13 protein-coding genes and 1 pseudogene are annotated in these 16,493 nt (G+C 68.7%); 5 read left to right on the forward strand and 9 right to left on the reverse strand.

The genetic code is table 11. The features are described from left to right. Positions 1-2: 2 nt before the first annotated feature. On the reverse strand, positions 3-1,019 hold the full coding sequence (locus PWF70_RS20135; protein ID WP_081474296.1) for an Lrp/AsnC family transcriptional regulator: 1,017 nt from the start codon (positions 1,017-1,019) through the stop codon (positions 3-5). A gap of 280 nt (positions 1,020-1,299) precedes the next feature. Between PWF70_RS20135 and PWF70_RS20140 the strand changes: the two genes are divergently transcribed. Further along, positions 1,300-2,781, forward strand: coding sequence for an MFS transporter (locus PWF70_RS20140; RefSeq protein ID WP_281430803.1), 1,482 nt, complete (start codon positions 1,300-1,302; stop codon positions 2,779-2,781). 70 nt (positions 2,782-2,851) lie between these two features. Here PWF70_RS20140 and PWF70_RS20145 read toward each other — a convergent pair whose 3' ends face one another. The 4 genes and pseudogenes from PWF70_RS20145 to PWF70_RS20160 form a co-directional block, all read right to left on the reverse strand. After that, positions 2,852-3,754 (reverse strand): LLM class flavin-dependent oxidoreductase, encoded by a 903-nt coding sequence (locus tag PWF70_RS20145; RefSeq protein WP_006357053.1) that lies wholly within the window; start codon positions 3,752-3,754, stop codon positions 2,852-2,854. A 46-nt stretch (positions 3,755-3,800) separates the two neighbouring features. Continuing rightward, a complete protein-coding gene (locus tag PWF70_RS20150; RefSeq protein ID WP_006357054.1) occupies positions 3,801-4,280 on the reverse strand; it encodes a DUF456 domain-containing protein in 480 nt (159 codons plus the stop codon). A gap of 15 nt (positions 4,281-4,295) precedes the next feature. Then, a pseudogene (gene purT, locus PWF70_RS20155) lies at positions 4,296-5,982 on the reverse strand (formate-dependent phosphoribosylglycinamide formyltransferase). A 74-nt stretch (positions 5,983-6,056) separates the two neighbouring features. Then, on the reverse strand, positions 6,057-6,419 hold the full coding sequence (locus PWF70_RS20160; protein WP_040004425.1) for a UBP-type zinc finger domain-containing protein: 363 nt from the start codon (positions 6,417-6,419) through the stop codon (positions 6,057-6,059). Positions 6,420-6,463: 44 nt separating this feature from the next. Between PWF70_RS20160 and PWF70_RS20165 the strand changes: the two genes are divergently transcribed. Together PWF70_RS20165 and PWF70_RS20170 are read left to right on the forward strand one after the other, a co-directional pair. Next, a complete protein-coding gene (locus PWF70_RS20165; protein ID WP_006361004.1) occupies positions 6,464-8,056 on the forward strand; it encodes a Na+/H+ antiporter in 1,593 nt (530 codons plus the stop codon). Between the two features lie 119 nt (positions 8,057-8,175). Further along, the gene (locus PWF70_RS20170; protein ID WP_006361003.1) at positions 8,176-8,568 is read left to right on the forward strand and encodes a hypothetical protein; all 393 of its coding nucleotides are present in this window, start codon (positions 8,176-8,178) and stop codon (positions 8,566-8,568) included. Positions 8,569-8,572: 4 nt separating this feature from the next. Here the strand turns inward: PWF70_RS20170 and PWF70_RS20175 are convergent, their stop codons facing one another. Then, positions 8,573-10,201, reverse strand: a complete 1,629-nt coding sequence (locus PWF70_RS20175) for an adenylate/guanylate cyclase domain-containing protein (RefSeq protein WP_006361002.1) — start codon at positions 10,199-10,201, stop codon at positions 8,573-8,575. Between the two features lie 148 nt (positions 10,202-10,349). Between PWF70_RS20175 and PWF70_RS20180 the strand changes: the two genes are divergently transcribed. Next, positions 10,350-11,756: a carotenoid oxygenase family protein gene (locus PWF70_RS20180; protein ID WP_035754664.1), complete on the forward strand. Its 1,407-nt coding sequence runs from the start codon at positions 10,350-10,352 to the stop codon at positions 11,754-11,756. A 308-nt stretch (positions 11,757-12,064) separates the two neighbouring features. On the opposite strand, the gene PWF70_RS20185 is transcribed toward PWF70_RS20180, so the two are convergent. After that, complete coding sequence (locus PWF70_RS20185) at positions 12,065-13,351, reverse strand: adenylosuccinate synthase (RefSeq protein WP_006361000.1); 1,287 nt, start codon at positions 13,349-13,351, stop codon at positions 12,065-12,067. A gap of 91 nt (positions 13,352-13,442) precedes the next feature. On the opposite strand from PWF70_RS20185, the gene PWF70_RS20190 reads away from it, so the two are divergent. Further along, a complete protein-coding gene (locus tag PWF70_RS20190; RefSeq protein ID WP_035754567.1) occupies positions 13,443-14,099 on the forward strand; it encodes an aldehyde dehydrogenase family protein in 657 nt (218 codons plus the stop codon). A gap of 12 nt (positions 14,100-14,111) precedes the next feature. On the opposite strand, the gene PWF70_RS20195 is transcribed toward PWF70_RS20190, so the two are convergent. Both PWF70_RS20195 and PWF70_RS20200 read right to left on the reverse strand, forming a co-directional pair. Continuing rightward, positions 14,112-15,515 (reverse strand): MFS transporter, encoded by a 1,404-nt coding sequence (locus PWF70_RS20195; protein WP_035754565.1) that lies wholly within the window; start codon positions 15,513-15,515, stop codon positions 14,112-14,114. 108 nt (positions 15,516-15,623) lie between these two features. After that, a complete protein-coding gene (locus tag PWF70_RS20200; RefSeq protein ID WP_035754563.1) occupies positions 15,624-16,451 on the reverse strand; it encodes a polysaccharide deacetylase family protein in 828 nt (275 codons plus the stop codon). Between the last annotated feature and the right edge of the window lie 42 nt (positions 16,452-16,493).

Consider the following 16,493-nt stretch of genomic DNA (forward strand, 5'->3'; position numbering starts at 1 on the left):
GGTCAGACGGGCTGAATCAGCCGCCCCTGCACCACGAGTGACGCGTTCTGCTTCAGCCGCCGGACACGGATGCTGACCGAGTAGCCAAGAATCCCTTCCATCGCACCGATTCTGGTGCGCAGATAGCGGTAGAAATCGTCGGCGTTCCGGCAGATCACCGAGACCATGAGGTTGTGTTCGCCGCTGATCGCGGCCGCGAACGCCACCTCGTCGTGCGCGGCGACCGCCTCACCCACCGCATCGATCGCGCCCGGCGACACCTCGAGCCACAGTGTGGCACTCAGATCGAAACCCAGTCGCTCGGGCAGGATCTCGACGTCGTACTGCAGTGCGCCGCCCTGCTCCAGCGTCCGCAACCGTCGACGCACACGCCCCACCGTCCACCCGCAGACACGTGCCAGCTCCCGATGCGGCAGACGGCCGTCCTGTGTCAGCGCGGCGATGAGCGGCGCGTCGTCGTCGGTCAGGCGCGCGTTCTCGACGGCCCCGCCGTCGACCGCCTCCTCCTCGACACCGGCGGCACCGGAGGCCGCCGCGGCCACCAGCGCCCGGGACTCCTCCGGCAGGCACCCGCCGAAACCGGTCCACTTCGACGCCGAACCCGGGTTGAATGCGTGCAACAGGAGATCGACGCGAAGGTCGAGGACCGCCGCACGCGACGGCAGCGCCGCCAGCAGCGCATCGTCGCCGACGGCCACGATCGGTGCCCGGACGATGCAGACGATCTCGGTTCCGCCGGAGACGACGTAGGCGAAGACCACATCTCGGCGCCGAGCGAGGGACGCGGCGAGCGGTTCCAGCCGGTCCGGACGGCACCGAACGCGCACCACCCACTCCGCATCGCCACGCACCGCCGGCCGGACGACGCCGACGACTCTGGTCACCCCGGCGCGACGCAGGGCCTGATACCGCCTCGCCGCGGTCTGCTCGGAGATCCCGGCGACCTCGCCGAGCAGGCGGAACGATGCCCGCGGATAGACCTGGAGAGCGCGGAGGATTGTTCCGTCGGTGTCGTCCATCATGGAGGAATACTACGCGTGATCATTACCTCAACCGACAAATGTTCCGCACAGAGTGATCCGGCTGCCGTTTTTGTACACGTGCACCGGACAATTGGGTTCTGCGCTTCATCGCGCGGCAACCATCGCATCGCCGAGGCCCCTCCCGAGACGACGACCCGTGGTCGCGTCCGATCACCGGGCCGTGCCCGGTCACCCCCGACATCGAAAGCGAGAGTGCGTGACCACCACGTCCACCACCCTTCCCGCTCCCCCGGAGCACCGGACGGCCACCATCGTGATGGCCTGCCTCGGCGTCTTCGTGGCCTACCTGCCCATCACCAGCGTCGCGGTCAGCCTGCCGGCGATCGGCAACGCCCTCGGCGCATCGACAGCGCAGCTGTCCTGGGTGCAGGACGCCTTCGTGCTGCCGATGGCGGCATTCATCCTGACCGCCGGCGTCTTCGGCGACGTCCACGGCCGCCGCAAGGTCTATCTGACCGGTCTCGTGCTGTCCACCCTTGGTGCCGTCGTCGCGCTCTCCGCGCAGTCGATCGAGTTCGTGTGGGTCGGACAGGCCCTGGCGGGCACCGGTGCCGCCGCGCTGCTGCCGACGACCCTTGCGCTCATCAGCCACGCGGTCCCCGACTTCCGTGAACGCGGAAAGTTCATCGGCATCTGGGCCTCGTCGCTGATGCTGGCGCTCACCGTGGGTCCGCTGATCGCCGGACCGGTGGCCGAGAACATGGGCTGGCGCTTCATCTACGTGCTGCCCATCCCGTTCGCCGTCGCCGCCTTCGCGATCGCCCTGACGGCGCTTCCGGAGTCGCGTGCCCCGCACACCCGACGTCTCGACTGGCCCGGTCAGGTGACCGCGGCCGTCGCGGTCACCGCACTGGTCTTCGGCGTGATCGAGGCCGGCGTCAACGGACCGGGCGACCCCCGCGTGATCACCGCCCTGATCATCGCGGTTCTCTCAGGTGCGGCCTTCGTTGCGGTCGAGCGCCGTTCGGACAGCCCGATGCTCGACCTCGCACTGTTCCGCAGCCGCGCCTTCACCGTCACCACGCTGATCGCGATGATCAGCTTCCTGTCGCTGATCGGCTTCATCTTCGTGCTCAGCATGTACTTCGGCATGGTGCAGCAGCTCGGCACCATCGAGGCCGGCTGGCGCCTCGCGCTGATGAACGGCGCATCCATGATCGTGGGTGCGCTCGCGGGCAAGATGATGCACCAGGTTCAGGCGCGTTTCCTGATCGGCGGCGGTCTGGCCGCGGTCGCGGCGGCGCAGTTCGCGCTGCTCACCATCGATGCCGGCACCTCGTTCGCCGCGATCGGGTGGCGCCTGGTCGTCCTCGGCCTGGGTATGGGCTTCGTGATGGCCCCGATGACCGCGACCGCGGTCTCCGCGGTGCCCTATCGGCTTGCGGGCATGGCGGCGGCCGGCAACAACGCCTTCCGTCAGGTCGGCGGCGCGCTCGGTCCGGCCGTCCTCGGCGCCCTGCTCACCGCGGGCGCGGTGGACTCGCTGCCCGGGCAGCTCGCCGACGCGGGTGTCGACGGCGAGATGCGCGAGCGCGTCGTCGACGCGGTGGACGGTCAGGGCCTCGGTGCGGTGACAGGTCTCGATCTCGGCGCGGACACCCCGACTGTCATGAACGCCGTGGGCGACGCCTTCCTCGACGGTATGCAGCTGTGCCTGATCTTCTCGGGCATCCTCACTGCGGCAGCCGCCGTGCTGTGCCTGGTGATGCTCAAGCCCGGGGCAGACGCCTCCCACTGATCACCGAGGACTTGCGGCAGCTGGTTCCGGATTCCGGAATCAACTGCCGCAATGTCGTTTTCGGGGGAGATCAGGTGAACGCTGCGGCGACGTCCGCCGCGCGTCGGAGCTGGTCGGGGTCCGAACTCGTCGGGATGAGCTGCACTTCGTCGGTGCCGACGTCGGCGAAGCGGCGCAGCACCTCCCCGAGTTCGGCCTCGGTACCCGACCACCCCGTTGTGGGTGCGATGGCGTCGACGAACTCCGTCGGAATCCAGTTCATGTAGTGGTGCAGGTGCCGGGTCACCTGCGCCCGAGGTGCGTCGCCCTCGCCGATGGCGAACCAGAACGACGTCGCGAGATGCGGTGCGGGACGCCCGGCTTCGGCCCATGCCGAACGCGCGACGTCGAACAGTTCGTTCTGCTTCGACGCGTCGAGATCGAGGGTGACCCCGGCGATGCCGTCGGCCCAGTCGACGGCGCTGCGGATCGTCTTGGGCCCGGTGGTCCCGACGTGCAGCGACGGACCGCCCTTGCGATGCGGCAGCGGTCCGACCGGAAGCACCGACTCGGTCAGCTTCTCGCCCGCCCAGACCCGTTTCATCGTCTCGGCACGTTCGGCGAGCTGCCGCATGGTCTGGGTGGACGGGTCGGCGCGGACGGCCCGGTAATCCTCGTGTCGGCCGCCGACCCCGAGCGCCACGGTGAGCCGGCCCTCCGACAGCATGTCTCCGGTGGCCAGCGCCTTCGCGAGCATGACCGGGTCGTGCAGCTGGGGCACGACGACGGTCATCACCAACGGCACGCGCCGGGTCCACGCGGCTGCCGCACCGAGGAACGTCAGGCATTCGGGGTTGTCGAACGCTATCCGCTCACCCCAGCACAGGGAGCTGAACGGGCCGTCGTCAATGGTGGTGGCCCATGAGTGGAGCGTTCCTGCGTCGAGGTCCGGCTCCATCACGGGCATCGTCATCCCGATGCGCACAGGCGCCATTCTGGCACGCGGAGGTCGCGCGTATCCCGTTCTCGGAGAACGGGCCTCACCAGACGAATGCGCCACCCGTCCAGATGCTGGTGGCGACGAGCGCGAAGAGCAGTTCGATGCCGATCGTCTTGGCCGCCGCCTTGAGTGCGGCCACCGCGCCGCGCCAAGCCAACTCGAGACTCTGGGTACGCACGAGTTCGGCGGCCACCGCACCCACGACGAAGCCGAGCAGCAGACCGATCACGGGCACGACGAAGAAACCGACGATCCCGACGAGACCGCCGACCACGACGGTCCGGTTCGGAATACCGTCCGTGCGCAACGACTTTCCGGCGACGAGGTATTTGATCACCTCGCCGACCACGAGCGCGAGGAGGGCCGCGGCGAACACCGACCAGGCCCAACCGCCCACGACGATCGCCCAGACGAGGAGCGCGGAGGCGATCAGCAGCGTTCCCGGCAGGATCGGGACGACGATCCCGACCAGACCGACGAAGATGACGGCCGCGACAAGCAGCTCACCCCAGAGCGGCACCTGTTCGACGCCCGGTCACTCGCCCGCGACGGGCGACCGGGGGGCCGGCTCGTCGGCGGGATCGCCGGTCTTCACCAGCGACGCCATGACCGGGGACTGTCCCGGGGCCGCCGGACGGGGAGGACCTGCGGGACGGGGTGCCCCGGGAGGTGCGATCGGCCGCTGACCTCCGGGACCTCCGGGTCCGGCGGAACCGCCGGCGGGTCGGGGAGCCGGACGCGGGCCGGGCGGCGGTACCGGCCGGCCGGGTGGCGGGACGGGACGACCGGGCGGCGGGACGGGACGACCGGGCGGGGTCCGGCGACCCCGGCGGAGGACCGACGGGCCCGGGCGGCGGGCCGGCGTGTCCGGGCTGGGGGCCGGGACGGCGCGGCGGTGCGGGCGGGGCCGGCGGCGGCAGAACCGTCGCCTTGCGGACGGCGGCCCGACCCGGCACGGGCAAGACCAGCGAGGCCGCACGCACGGCGCGCTCGCGGGCGGCGGGCACGTCGTCGGCGGTCGCGGTGACCACACCCATGCGCCGGCGATGGAAGCTCTCGGGCTTGCCGAACAGGCGGATGTCGGTCTCGGGCACCGCGAGTGCCGCGGCGACGTTCTCGAATCCGATGGCGGGCTGGTCGAGCTGTCCGTAGATCACCGCAGACGCGCCGGGCGACGCAAGGGTGACGTCGACGGGCAGGCCGAGGATCGCGCGGGCGTGCATCTCGAACTCCGACAGCCGCTGGGTCGCCATGGTGACGAGACCGGTGTCGTGCGGACGCGGACTCACCTCGGAGAAGTAGACGTCGTCACCCTGGACAAACAATTCGACGCCGAAAACGCCACGGCCGGCGAGCTTTCCGTCACCGAGCGCGGTGGCGATGCGGGCCGCGATCGACGTCGCGGAGGCGTGCGCATCCGGACTCATCTCGTGCGGCTGCCAGCTCTCGACGTAGTCGCCGTTGATCTGCCGGTGACCGATGGGGGCACAGAAGTGCGACGTCAGCAACCCGGTTCGCGGGTCGATCGCGCGCACCGTGAGAAGCGTTATCTCATAGTCGAATTCGATGAATCCCTCGACGATGACGCGGTTGCCCTGAACGCGGCCGCCGGTGTTCGCGGTCTCCCACGCCGACGCGACGTCGTCGGGTCCGCGCAGGACCGACTGCCCTTTGCCGGAGGAGGACATCACCGGCTTCACGACGCACGGGAAGCCGATCTGCCGGGCGGCGACCGTCAGTTCCTCGAGGGTGTCGGCGAAGAGATACGGAGACGTCGGGAGGCCGAGTTCCTCGTCGGCGAGGCGTCGGATGCCCTCGCGGTTCATCGTGGCGACGACGGCACTCGCGGTCGGGATGACCTCGGCGAGGCCCCGCTCGGCGACATCGACGAGGGCCTCCGTCGCGATGGCCTCGATCTCCGGCACCACATAGGCGGGCCGGTGCTTGTCGATGACGGCGAGCAGCGCCTCCGGGTCGGTCATGTCGATGACCTCCGCGTGGTGCGCGACCTGCTGGCCGGGCGCGTTGGCGTAGCGATCCACGGCGACGACCTCGACGCCGAGACGCTGGAACGCGATCACGACCTCTTTGCCGAGTTCGCCCGCACCGAGCACCATCACCTTGGTCGCCGTCGGACTCAGCGGCGTGCCGATGACATCCGGCGGGCCGATCGTCGGCGCCGGCTGATCCGCGCTGGTCGCGCTCTCGCTGTTCGACGTCATTCCCAAATCCTACTTGTCGTCGGTCCGGGTTCGGCCACGGTGACACCCGGTTGCGCGGTGTCGTGGTGCGGCTCTCAACCGATGACCTCGTGCACGTAACACCACCTCCAGCTCTCGCCTGGTTCGGCGGACCGCATGACCGGATGGGAGGTGTCGTGGAAGTGCGCGGTCGCATGCCGGCGCGGACTGGAGTCGCAGCACCCGATGTACCCGCATCGCAGGCACATCCGCAGGTGCGCCCAATGATCCTCCCCGATCGCCACGCAGCCCTCGCAGCCGAGCTTCTCGCCCGCCGCGGGTTCCGGCACGGGTATCGATTCACCCGCGACCGCGGCCAGCTCGGGGCAGCGCGCGGACGGAACCGACGCGTCGTCGGCGTCGGGTGCCGGCCCCGACGAGGCGTCGCCGCGGGACGAGGATCGACGGAAGATCTGCATGTTCACCATTATCAACGGCGCCTGTCGCGATTACAGTCGCTCGGATGAGTGCATCGCTTCTGGTCATCGCGGTCGTCGCGTTGGCGGTCGCCGCACTCTGCCGTCGCCATGGGCTGTCCTCGCCACTGATCCTGGTCACCGTCGGCCTGGCCATCGGCTGGATTCCCGGTCTGCCGACGCCCGAGCTGAACCCCGAACTCGTGCTCTTCCTCATCCTGCCGCCGCTCCTGTACTCCGCCGCCCAGGAGAGCTCCTACCAGGCGATCCGAGCACGCTGGCGAGGGATCGCGGCACTCGCCGTGGGTCTGCCACTCGTGACGACGGTCGTCGTCGGGTTCGTGGCCCATCTGACCGTCCCCAACCTCCCACTGTCCGCGGCACTCGTGCTCGGAGCCGTGGTCGCTCCTCCGGACGCGGTGTCGGCGCAGGCGATCGGCCGTCGCCTCGGACTCCCGCGGCCGGTCATGACGCTCCTCGGCGGGGAGAGTCTCCTCAACGACGCCACGGCGCTGACCGCGTTCCGGATCGCCCTCGCCGCCGCCATCGGCCTGACCGCCTCACTGAGCGAGGGCTTGCTGACCTTCGCCGTCGCGGCGGTCGGCGGACTCGTGGTCGGGCTCCTCTTCGGCGTGGCCGTCTCGTGGGTGCGGATCTGGTTGACCGACCCTCCGATGGAGACCGCGATCGGGATCATGGTGCCGTTCGCCACCTATTTCGTCGCGGAACAACTGCACTGCTCGGGCGTGATCGGCGTGGTCACCGCCGGACTGTTCCTCGGTCAGCGTTCGGTCCGCCTCGGCTATGCCACCCGACTCCAGGACGAAGCGGTGCGCAAGTCCATCGACGTCATCCTCGAATCGTTCGTCTTCCTGCTCATCGGCGTCCAGATGCCGTTCATCATCGAGGGTGTCGAAGGTGAATCGTGGGTTCAGGTCGCCATCGACGCGGCCGCGGTGCTCACCGCCACGATCGTCATCCGGTTCCTCTGGGTCTACCCGGCGGCCTACTTGCCGGGTGTCATCTTCCGCGGAAGACTCGGCCCCGATCCGCGCCCGACGCCGGCCTCCGTCTTCGTCGTCTCCTGGGCGGGGATGCGCGGAGTGGTCTCGCTCGCCGCCGCCTTCGGCATCCCGTTGACGACCCAATCCGGCGAACCCTTCCCGGCGCGCGCCGAGATCCTGCTCCTGACGTTCGTGGTCGTGGTCGGCACCCTCCTGATCCAGGGCACCACCCTGCCCTGGGTGATCCGGAAGCTCGGCGTCACCGGCGACGAGCGCGCGCAGGATCGTCTCGCCTACGCCGCCGCCCAGGACCGGGCCTCACGGGAGGCGGAGCATCGACTCGAGGAGATCGCCGCCGGCCTCGCCGACGACGATCCCAGGCGGATGCAGGTGGTCCTCATGCGCAAGTGGATCACCTCTCAGCGCGATGTGGCGTGGGAGGAACTCGGCCGTGGCCCCGAGACGATCGGCGAGAGCCCCACCGCCGCCGGCTCCCGGATCCGCACCGAACTCCTGCACCTGCAACGCAAGGTCTTCATCGCCGAACGCGACGCCGGCCGCATCGACGACGAGGTCCTCCGAATCGCACTGCGCCGCCTGGACTTCGCCGAGGGACAGGGCGACCGCGGCGTCTGACTCTGCTCCGTGAGCAGCCCGGAGCCTGCGGAGGGCGTATCGAAGGGTCATCCGTCCGAACGATGGCGGGGAGTTCTACCCATGTTGCAGACGAAAACTCTGCTCTAGCTTCGGTTCTCATGACAGCAACGCACATCCGCCTGATTACGGCCGGCGCAACACTCGTCCTCGCCGCCGGCGCACTCGCCGTCGGCACCTCCACGGCCACCGCGGCCCCGGTCACACCGTCGTGCGACGCCGATCAGTACACCGTCACCTCGGTCGTGACCGCGAAGTCGGCGGCGACCATCTGCCAGTGGGGCAACGGTGACCTCGAATACCGTGGCGTCGCACGCAGCTCCGGCAACACCCTGTGCATCCCCGTCTCCGGGGTGTTCGAGCAGGAGAACGGCAGCGGCCGTTACTACTACGTCGCCTACAACAACGGGTACAAGTACTCGGTCTTCGACGGGCTCGGCCTGAGCATCGTCGGCCCCGACGGCATCCTCATCAGCTCCGAAGACGCCATCTGAGCACCTAACCGGTCTCGGTCTCCGCGGTCGCTTTCTCCCTGGCCGCCGTCTTCTTCCCGGTCGTCTTCTCCGCGGTCGCCGTGTCCTCCCCCGCGGCGGCCGCGTAGACAACCGTCTCGGCCGTCCGGCCGCGCAACGGCAGGGTCTCCTGCTGCGTCCAGCGACGGGCCTCGGCGGGGTCGGCGGCCTCGACCGCGCGCCCCGATGCCAGCGGACTCGACGGGTCGCGTTTGGCGAGTTCGGATAGCCGCGCACTCTCGTTCACCGGGTCGCCGATCACCGTGTACTCGAAACGTTCGATGGCGCCGACGTTTCCGGCAACGACGGTCCCGTAACTCACCCCGACCCCCGCGGACAGTTCGGGCACCTCGACCGCGAGGTCGGCGACGATGCGCCGCGCGGCCGCGAGTGCCGCGCCGGCCGGGTCGTCGAGTTCGATGGGTGCGCCGAAGATCGCCAGGACCGCGTCGCCCTCGAACTTGTTGACGAGCCCGTCCTTGTCCTCGACGGCCCGGACGATGACGGCGAAGAACTTGTTGAGGATCTCCACGACCTCGGTCGGACGGCGTTGCGCGGCAAGGGTCGTCGAGCCGATCACGTCGACGAAGAGGGCGGCGGCCACCCGCTCGGTACCGCCGAGTTCGGGGTCCGACGACAACGCCGCTTCCGCGACCTCGCGGCCGACGTGACGCCCGAACAGGTCGCGCATCCGTTCCCGTTCGCGCAGCCCAGACACCATCGAGTTGAAACCCACCTGCAGGTCACCGAGTTCGGTGCCGTCGTAGACGACGAGGTCGGCGTTCTCGAGATCGCCGGAGGTCACGCGGTTCATCCCGGAACGCACCGAGCCGATCGGCCCGGTGATGCTCATCGACGAGAGCAGGGTCAGCAGAAGACCGGTGAACAGGGCGGTGAGGCCCAGGACCGTCACCCCGATGAAGAGATCGAGCTTGGACGTCTCGTCGCGCCCCACCCCGAACGCCACGACCAGCAGGATGCCGATGATCGGGATCGCCGAACCGACCATCCACGACACCACCGCCCGTGACTTCACACCGGTGCGCTTACGGCGGTGGAATCCGGCCGAGATCAGTTCGGCCACAATGGGCCGCAGGGTGAAGTCGATGAAGAGGTAGGAGATCCCCACCACCACGACGCCGCTCATGCCGACGACGAAGAGCGTCTTGGGGATCAGCTGCGGGTCGACGACGCCGTACATGATCGTCAGCATCACCGTGGCGCCCGCCCAGAGCAGGCCCTGCACCAGCGACAGCCGCCACGGCAGGCGCATCGTCCGGCGTGCGTCGCGCTTGGTCGGGGCCTCGTCCCGGATGGCCCACCGGAGGTTCCGGACGCCCACCAGGGTGCCCCAACCGATCCCGATCACGAACGCGCCGAGGATGTACACGGGTACGGCGATGTAGTTCACCCACCACAGTTCGGCGGTGAAGACCGTCGGTTGCGGGATGCCCACGGCGGCCAGGGCGGTCGCGACGACCGCGCCGAAGATGTTCGCCACCACGATCGAGGACGTCAGCAGCGTCTGGATACGGACACGCTGCTTGACCCCGCTCTCCTCGACCGAGCCGAGCAGAATCGACCCGTAGTCGCGGCTCCCCCGCCTCGAACGCATGCCCAAGCTAATCACGACGACCGCGTCGATCGCCCGTCTCTGGCCCCGCCGATTCGGGACGAACCGGACGATCGACGGACGCGACCTGCGTCAACGCCCTAACCTGAACCGAGATCATCGTCATCCACGGCTCGCCGAAAGCAGCGCCATGACCGCATCCGATGTCCCGACCCGCCCTGCTCCGGTCGACATGTCCCGCAACCCGTTCCTCACCGGCGTCTTCGCCCCGCAGCGCGACGAGGTGGACGCCGTCGACCTACCGGTGAGCGGCGAGATCCCGGCCGACCTGCGGGGCAGCTACCTGCGCAACGGGCCCAACATGCGCTTCGACCCGATCGGTTCGTATGTCTATCCGATCGACGGGGACGCGATGGTGCATCGCATCAGCCTCGACGGCGGCCGCGCGTCGTATCGCAACCGCTTCGTCCGCACCCCGATGGTGCTCACGGAAGAGGCTGCCGGACATGCCATCTGGTCGGGCATCACCGACGGTTACACACCGTCGGCGGCGGAGGTCGGCGACGAGCTGGCGGGGACGACCCGCGAGCTGCCCGACATCAACATCGTGCGGCACGGCGGGCGGCTGCTGGCGATGGCCGAGGCCGACCGGCCCTATCAGCTCGCTCCCGAGGATCTCGCGACGCTGGCCCGCACCGACTGTGACGGTGCGATGTTCGTCGGCAGCACCGCGCACCCGAAGATCGATCCGTCGACCGGGGAGATGGTGCTGTTCAACTACGTACTCGAGGCGCCGTACCTGACCTGGGCCGTCGTCGGCCCGGACGGCCGGGCGATCCGCACACCGACCCCGGTCGACGGCGTCGACGCCCCGATCATGATCCACGACATGGCACTGACCAGCCGATACGTCGTGCTGTTCGTGTGCCCGCTGATCTTCGATATCGAGTCGGTGATGAGCGGCGGGTCGTTGTTGTCGTGGCAACCCCGGCGCGGGACCCGCATCGCGCTGATCCCGCGGGACGGCACGGCGGTGCGCTGGATCGACGCCGACCCGTTCTGGGTCTGGCACTTCGCCAACGCCTTCGACAATCCCGACGGTTCGGTCACCGTCGACTACGTGGAATGGACCTACCCCGGCGGGTTCTCCGACCAGCCCACACCAGCGGCGTCGTCCCTGACGCGAGCGGTGATCCGTCCCGACGCCGGGATCACCAAGACCGTCCTGAACAGCTCCGAACCGGACATGGAGTTCCCGCGCATCGACGACCGGATGCTGACGCGGGAACATCACCGCATCGCCAGCGTCGCGAAGGGCCCCAGAGACAGCGGTGATCTCGACAGCCTGTGGTTCCACGACCTCGCAGCCGGGACGGAGACGGTCTGGACCCCGGGTGCCGCGATCGGTGAACCGATCTACATCCCGGGCGCCGAACGCGACTACTGGGGTGCCATCGGCACCGACCCGACCGATATGACCTCGCACTTCTACCTGCTCAGCGCCGACGCGCCGCAGGACGGCCCGATCGCCACCGTGGACCTACCGATCCGCGTTCCCGCCGGACTGCACGGGGCGTGGCTGCCGGACCCTTCGTGACGCCCCTTCGCAAGCTCCGGGGCTCCTCAGGGATCGGATGGGTTGCTTCCTGATCCCGAAAGAACGCGAGCACCCGGCTCCGCTACCTGACCCCCGAACCTCAACTCGACCGGCAGACGTCGATCGAAGTCTGCAGGTCGGGTTGACGTCGACCGGTGGTTGGGTGAGCGACGGTGTCTCACCGGGCCTTCGAGGCAGGTCGCTTGCGCTCCTCGCACCTCAGGCAGCGGGCCTGGGTGCGTCGCGCTCTTTCCCATCAGGCAGAGGAGCTGGGTGCGTTGCGCTCTTTCGGATCAGGAAGCGACAGGTCAGACGATCGCGCGACGCACGATCGTCTGCTCGCGCCCCGGACCGACGCCGATACACGAGATGTGGGCGCCGGAGAGCTCTTCGAGCCGAAGGATGTAGTTCTGCGCGTTCGGCGGCAGTTCCTCGAAGGTCTTGCACTGGGAGATGTCCTCCCACCAGCCGGGCATCTCCTCATAGATGGGCTTGGCGTGGTGGAACCCGGTCTGGGTCATCGGCATGTCCTCGATGCGCTCGCCGTCCACCTCGTAGGCGACGCAGATCGGGATCGTGTCGATGCTGGACAGCACGTCGAGCTTGGTGAGGAAGTAGTCGGTGATGCCGTTGACGCGGGTGGCGTAGCGGGCGATCACGGCGTCGAACCAGCCGCAACGGCGCGCGCGGCCGGTGGTGACGCCGACCTCGCCGCCGGTCTTCGCCAGGTAGGCACCCCACTCGTCGAACAGCTCGGTCGGGAACGGGCCCGAGCCGACGCGCGTGGTGTAGGCCTTCAGGATGCCGAGGACCGTGGTGATCTTGTTGGGGCCGATGCCCGCGCCCACGGCGGCGCCGCCGGCGGTCGGGTTCGACGAGGTCACGTACGGGTAGGTGCCGTGGTCGACATCGAGCAGCGTGCCCTGCGAACCCTCGAGGAGCACGGTCTCGCCGCGCTCGAGGGCCTGGTTGAGAAGCAGGCGGGTGTCGGCGATGCGATGTTTGAAGCCTTCGGCCTGACCGAGGACCTCGTCGACGACCTGCGCCGGGTCGAGGGCCTTGCGGTTGTAGATCTTGACCAGGATCTGGTTCTTCAGCTCGAGGGCAGCCTCGACCTTCTGCGTGAGGATCTTCTCGTCGAGCACATCGGCGACGCGCACACCCACGCGGGCGATCTTGTCCTGGTAGCAGGGGCCGATGCCGCGACCCGTGGTGCCGATCTTCTTGTTGCCGAGGAAGCGCTCGGTGACCTTGTCGATGGCCACGTGGTACGGCATCAGGAGGTGGGCGTCGGCCGAGATCAGCAGACCGGTGGTGTCGACGTCGCGGTCCTCGAGTCCGCCGAGTTCGGTGAGCAGCACACCCGGGTCGACGACGACGCCGTTGCCGATCACGTTCTGCACGCCGGGGGTCAGGATGCCGGACGGGATGAGGTGCAGGGCGAAGGTCTCACCGGACGGGAGTACGACGGTGTGGCCGGCGTTGTTGCCGCCCTGATACCGCACAACCCAGTTGATCTGGCCGCCGAGCAGGTCGGTGGCCTTCCCTTTGCCCTCGTCGCCCCACTGGGCGCCGATAAGCACGATCGCGGCCATGATTCAGGTACTCCTTCGTGTGGCGCGCTTGAACTGATCAGAACAAACCTCACCAACACTACTGTGTTCACGCCCCCGATACCCTATCCGCGTGTCTTTCGCCCTGATCACCCAAGCCGGTCGCGCCGACGACAAGAAGGCGATCCGCGCCGCCGTGGCCGACGCCCTGTCCGATTCCGCCGTCACGCGCCTCATCGTCGAACCTCGTGTGGCCGAACGCTTCGCACCCACCCTCGCCGAGGAGGCCGACACCTTCCTGGATCAGGTGGTCGCCGCCCTCATGACCTCCGAGCGGCTCGACGTGGAAGTGGCGTACGTCTCGGCGGAGGCGACCGCGGCGACACGCCGATACCGCCTTCCGCATGGGCCGGCCGCGCGTGAGCTCGCCGAGAACGGCACCGCGAGTCCGGTTCCCCTCATCCGCGACGACGCCGCGACGGTCATCTTCGGCAGCGCGCGCCACCTCGGCGCCGAGGGCGCCAAGCTACACGGCGAGTCCTACGTCGACAGCGAACGGCTCTTCGATGGCGAAGTCCGTTCGGTGCTCATCGAACCCACGCTCGACGCCCCCGGCCTGCGCGCCCAGGTCGAGCGATTCCTGCTGCCGGGCAAGTGGTTCGCCGGCCGCGCGGTGCAGACCGGCGGCACCAACATCGTGGTCGAACGTGAGGGCGTGGTGAACGAACGCGTGCTGAAGCGGTCGACGTTCTACCGCCACGTCACCGATCTGCTACTCGTCCGCCCCTGAACGAAAACCCCGTCAGCCGACCGGGATCGGCGCCGGCGTCGGGGTGGTCTGGTTGCCGGCGGCCTCGATCTGGGCGTCCTTGCCGGTCGTCAGGTGCAGGTCTTCGCGACGGATGAGCGACGTCGCCACGACGCTGATGACCGCGGTGAGCGCGAGATAGCCGGCGGCCAGCCACGGCGACCCGGAGGCTGCACCGATCAGTGCGGTCAGGATCAGCGGGGTCAGGCCCGAGGCGTAGATGCCGGAGAACTGGTAGACCACCGACAAACCGGTGTAGCGGACCCGGGTCGGGTACAGACTCGCGAACAGCGTGCCCTGCGCGCCGTAGAAGAGGGCGTGGATCACGCCGAACACGATCACGAGCGCGACGGTGAACCAGACCAGGTTCTCGGTGCCGAACAGGGCGAACACCGGATAGACCGACAGCCCGTAGGCGGTCATGCCGGCGAGGTAGACCGGTTTGGCGCCGTACCGGTCGGTGAGCTTCCCGGAGACCGGGAGGAGCACCGCCATCACGAGCGAGGCGATGGTCACGGCCACCAGGACCGGGACCTTCTCCATGTCGAGTTCGCTGGTCGCGTAGGCGATCGCGAACACGCCCCACGTGTTGAACGCCGACCCCTCACCCCAGCGTGCGAGCAGCCCCAGCACGGTGTTGCGGGTGTTCGGCGGGAGCACGACCTCCCGGATCGGCGCCGTCGACTTCTGCGCGAGTTCGGCGACCTCGGCGAAGGCCGGCGTCTCGTCGACCTTGAGCCGCACCACGAATCCGATGACCACGAGCACGATGCTCACGAGGAAGGCGATGCGCCAGCCGTACGTCAGGAACGCGTCGTCGTCGAGCGCGACCTGGAGCAGGGCGAACACACCCGTGCCGAGTGCGAGACCGAGGGCGAGTCCGATCTGCGGGATGCTGCCGAACAGCCCCCGCTTGCGATCGGGACTGTGCTCGACCGCGAGCAGCACGGCCCCGGCCCACTCGCCGCCCAGCGCGAAGCCCTGCACGACGCGCAGCAGGAGAAGGAGGATCGGGGCGACGACCCCCACGGCCTCCGCGGTCGGCAGCACACCCATGAGCGCAGTCGCGATGCCCATCATGACCATCGTGATCGCGAGGGTTCTCTTGCGGCCGATCCGGTCGCCGATGTGCCCGAAGATCACACCACCGATCGGCCGGACGACGAAGCCGACCGCGAAGGTCGCGAACGACAGCAGGGTCCCGACGAAGGAACTCTGGTCCGGGAAGAACAACTGGTTGAACACCAGGCTCGCGGCGGTCGCGTAGAGAAAGAAGTCGTACCACTCGACCGTGGTGCCGAGGAGACTCGCGGCCACGACCGTGCGGAGTCGCTTGCGGCGCTCGGCGTCGGTCTCGTGAGCCGTCGGGGACGCGGAGGTCTGCAGAGAAGAGGCCATGACCGGCCCCACGGTATCGGCGACGTGCCGTGCCTCGTCGACTACGAATCAGCGTGAGCGAAAACCGCCGCCCACTTGCGCGCCGACGGCGTGTGCCGTTCCGCGGAGTCAGGACGCGAAGTAGTCGTCGAGGGTCACCATGCGCAGCTTTCGCTGACGGATGATGTCGACGAGCTTCGGATAGACCTTGGTGACGGGATCGTGGTTGGCGTGGCCGATCACGACGGTCTGCGGCCGGAAGTACTTGCGCGCGCACTGCACGAGGTACTTCTCGGTGATCAGCCCGGAGTCCGAGAGCGAGCCGTACCAGAGTGTGGGCATCGTGTAGCCGAGGTCGGCGGCCACGGCGTCGACCGACGCGTTGTGATAGCCGAAGGGCGGCCGGTAGTACGGCGTGCCGTCGACGCCGTACTGGTTCTTCAGGAACCGCTTGGTCCGGCCGAGTTCGTCGGCGATGCCCTTCGCCGAGAGCTCGGTGAGCGCCGGATGCGTCCAGGTGTGATTGCCGAGCTGGATCTGCCCGGATTCGACGAGCGGCCGCAGTTCCGCGCGGTGGTCGGTCCAGCCGTCGAACGATCCGGTGACGAAGAAGGTGAATCGAGCGCCGGTGTCCTGGGCGAACCTCACGTAGGCGCCGATGACCTCGGAGCTGGCACCGTCGTCGACCGTGAGGGCGATGTGCCTGCCCCTGCCCGGCAGACCGGTGATCGGTGCGGCGGGCAGCGGGTGGCGCGTGCCCATCGCCGGGGGCAGCAAACCTGCCGGTGACAGCGACGGCGCGATCGAAGTGGGTACTGACGGGGTGGTCGGTGTGGGCGGGGTCGAGGGCGTGATCTCGGCGGCCGGGACCGGCGAGGCGCACCCCGTCATAGTGCTCGCGGTCAGGGCCCCCACCGTGCCGGCCGCGAGTATCGCGAGGAAGTCGCGTCGTTCCATGCGGCGAATTTAAGGCATAACCGACATTTTCGGCTCATCGAC

The organism is Gordonia sp. Swx-4 (genome assembly GCF_030316175.1).
Taxonomy (GTDB): Bacteria; Actinomycetota; Actinomycetes; order Mycobacteriales; family Mycobacteriaceae; genus Gordonia; species Gordonia alkanivorans.

Bases quoted from the DNA above. Each gene is read 5' to 3' on its own strand.
- PWF70_RS20140 (WP_281430803.1), top strand. From the start codon at position 1,300: ATGGCCTGCCTCGGCGTCTTCGTGGCCTACCTGCCCATCACCAGCGTC.
- PWF70_RS20195 (WP_035754565.1), bottom strand. From the start codon at position 15,515: ATGGCCTCTTCTCTGCAGACCTCCGCGTCCCCGACGGCTCACGAGACC.
- PWF70_RS20180 (WP_035754664.1), top strand. From the start codon at position 10,350: ATGACCGCATCCGATGTCCCGACCCGCCCTGCTCCGGTCGACATGTCC.
- PWF70_RS20185 (WP_006361000.1), bottom strand. From the start codon at position 13,351: ATGGCCGCGATCGTGCTTATCGGCGCCCAGTGGGGCGACGAGGGCAAA.
- PWF70_RS20135 (WP_081474296.1), bottom strand. From the start codon at position 1,019: ATGGACGACACCGACGGAACAATCCTCCGCGCTCTCCAGGTCTATCCG.
- PWF70_RS20160 (WP_040004425.1), bottom strand. From the start codon at position 6,419: ATGCAGATCTTCCGTCGATCCTCGTCCCGCGGCGACGCCTCGTCGGGG.
- PWF70_RS20165 (WP_006361004.1), top strand. From the start codon at position 6,464: ATGAGTGCATCGCTTCTGGTCATCGCGGTCGTCGCGTTGGCGGTCGCC.
- PWF70_RS20145 (WP_006357053.1), bottom strand. From the start codon at position 3,754: ATGGCGCCTGTGCGCATCGGGATGACGATGCCCGTGATGGAGCCGGAC.
- PWF70_RS20200 (WP_035754563.1), bottom strand. From the start codon at position 16,451: ATGGAACGACGCGACTTCCTCGCGATACTCGCGGCCGGCACGGTGGGG.
- PWF70_RS20175 (WP_006361002.1), bottom strand. From the start codon at position 10,201: ATGCGTTCGAGGCGGGGGAGCCGCGACTACGGGTCGATTCTGCTCGGC.
- PWF70_RS20170 (WP_006361003.1), top strand. From the start codon at position 8,176: ATGACAGCAACGCACATCCGCCTGATTACGGCCGGCGCAACACTCGTC.